At 48.3% G+C, this 2,531-nt stretch carries 2 protein-coding genes; both read right to left on the bottom strand.

What is annotated here, in order from left to right; all coding sequences use genetic code 11:
- Positions 1-1,473 (bottom strand): class I SAM-dependent methyltransferase (locus NW837_RS05485; protein WP_414329701.1); only part of this gene is annotated, 1,473 nt, incomplete at its 3' end.
- 4 nt (positions 1,474-1,477) lie between these two features.
- Entirely contained in the window at positions 1,478-2,398 is a 921-nt protein-coding gene (locus NW837_RS05490) for a hypothetical protein (protein WP_414329703.1), read from the bottom strand.
- Between the last annotated feature and the right edge of the window lie 133 nt (positions 2,399-2,531).

Below are 2,531 nucleotides of genomic sequence, written 5' to 3' on the forward strand. Positions count from 1 at the left end.
TTTGTCTCTCAAATAATTCAGACCTTCGGCTACATCTGGCGAGGCCAGATCATGGAACAGGATTAAGGCATCCTCAGCAGCATAGCGCTCTGCCACTTGAGCATCCTGCAAGGGGGCTGGTGAGTCATGATTCCCATCGATGAAAATCAGAGACCAGCGACAATCCTCTTGCTGGGCAATCTCCTCCACCTTCCCTGGGCTATAGCCAGGGTAGAGATTGACATTAGAGCGAACTCCAGCCGAGCGAAGAGATTGATCCGCACTTCCATAAATCTGGGGATCGGCCAGAGCAGGATCTACCACATCGAGAATAACTCCTCCTGCCGCCAGGTGCGCAGTTGACCAACCTAGCCAACAGCCGATCTCTAGGGCGTTTTTTCCTTGTAGCTTAAGGGCAGTGTTATAAAGAATGTGGGCTTCATCTCGACTGACAAAGCCAATACCAGGCTGGCGTTGATCTGCGTACCAAAGATGTGGAACTTCTTTCCGTAGATAAGGCCAGGGACGAGGCCCTGGATCGATAATAGCAGTCATTAGAGGGAAGTTGTAGTCGAGATATATTTTCTTTTGATTAGCTGATACATAGTCATACCTTCTGATTGGAGAAGAATGGCTTCTAGGATACCAAAGACTGGCTTCAACTTTGAAGCCATCGGTAGTATGAGCTACATGAGTTTTTCTATCCTTATCTTTATAGGTAATGTGTAGAATCCCTAAAGGGATGTAAGGCTTCCAAGGCTCAACCCAGAGCTTTCTTTTTGGATCCCATAGAGGTAGTTTACTATGAACTGTCCAGTTACAAAACAATGGTAAAATTTGAACGTTATCTATCCCTAAGTCATTATGAATAGCCAGGTTTAGAGAATACTGATCTGAGAAGTATAGATCGAGGCTCATAGAGATAGCTTGGCTCAGTCTGTTTTTCCATGCTACCCAGTGAATACCGGAATTACTTCCAGAGAATACACCAGCATTTAGAGTTGGTCTTATGTATAGGTGGTTATATACATCTCCAAAGTACTTGATGTATCCCGAGAGGTGAAAAGCTTGATGCGAAAATGGATAGGGATCGAAGAGAGTATTTAGCAACTCAGGAACAACTGCAAGGTTTTTATATCTTGCTCCCAGGGTAAGAAGCTCAATTGCAGACCAGTCTTGCACCCAAGCATCTGCATCAATCCAAATATAAACTTCATAGCCTGGAAAGTATTCAGGAAGGAAAGGCCTACAAACTAGTGCCTTGAGATACTTGGGTTGTCTATCAATGTCGGGAATATCATAGTCCCAATCTGGCTCAACAATGTGGTCAACGTACTGACCTATCCATTGCAACTGCTCCGGTGTACAGCCTACATCCAAGAATCCAATATCTACAGAGTGCCCCTGAGGTTTCTCTCGGATGGAGAGAATAGTCCCCTGAACCAATTCAAAAAACTTGCTGTCAGCAGCCGTAACGATAATGGTTGAGTTCATAACCTTAAGTCTCTCCTCCAAGGCTTGAATTGTTGTCGACAAAGCAAGCCCTGCTTAGATAGCAAAGGACTCCTCTTTGGCCTGCTACAACTTCTCCCTGCCAGAGGAGATGGGTAGGGTCCAACATCTGATCAATCTGTTTGCGGTCTTGTTCTGAGCAAAACTCCACATAGATGACCTTGATATCTTTGAGCTGCTCTCGCAGGCTGGTCAACACCTCCACCTCATCTCCACCTGTAGCCACCCTGAGCACATCGATGAACTCCAGACCCAGCTCCTTGAGAGCTGCCCTGGCTTCCCGGAAAGGGAGCAGCTGCTCCACTCCCCACTCGGCCTGAGGATCCTCCGGCCAGAGCCGACAAGTTCTGCAGCTATTCTGCCCCGCCAGCCCCACTGGATGCACAAAGCAGTTGCCCAGGCCAAGAGCATTCTGCTGCAGCAGGTGCAAGGCCAAGGGATCCACCTCAAAACGATGAATGGCCGCCTCAGGGCAGAAACCCCGAAAACAAACGCTACCAAGGCCTACCCCAGCTCCGATGTCGATAACCGTCTGCACCTGACTAGACAGAAACACAGGAAAGTTAAGATACGTCCTCTCGTAAAAAACGGTGTCTGGGTAGAGCTTTACCGAAAACCTGAGTTTGCCAAAGTCAAAGCCAGGCAACACTGCTTCCATTAACTTACTGGCATTGGCCAAAAGAAGTTGGTGGTCCTCTGCCAAGACAAAAGCAAAGTTAGCCCTCACAGGCCGCCCCAGCCGCTGCAAGTCCTCAGCTGTGCACACCACAGCATCAAAACTAGGCCAACTGGCTGGCTCCCCTCTCACCTCGTGAATTCGCTCGGGCACTCCCTTCTGCTGCAGCAGGGCACAGGGATCCCCAAACCCCTCTTCCACATACAGCTCCAGCCGCGGCAGGTCCAGCAAGTCTGCTGCTATCACTTCCGGACAGCCGCAACTATAGCCAATAAGGATTTGAGGGGTGGCTGGAGAGCATGACTCTAGTCAATAATAAGCTCAACTATACTGAAAATAATGTATAATATGTTCAGTACGGATT

The organism is Synechococcus sp. R6-10 (assembly GCF_047461815.1).
In the GTDB taxonomy this organism is placed as follows: Bacteria; Cyanobacteriota; Cyanobacteriia; order Thermostichales; family Thermostichaceae; genus Thermostichus.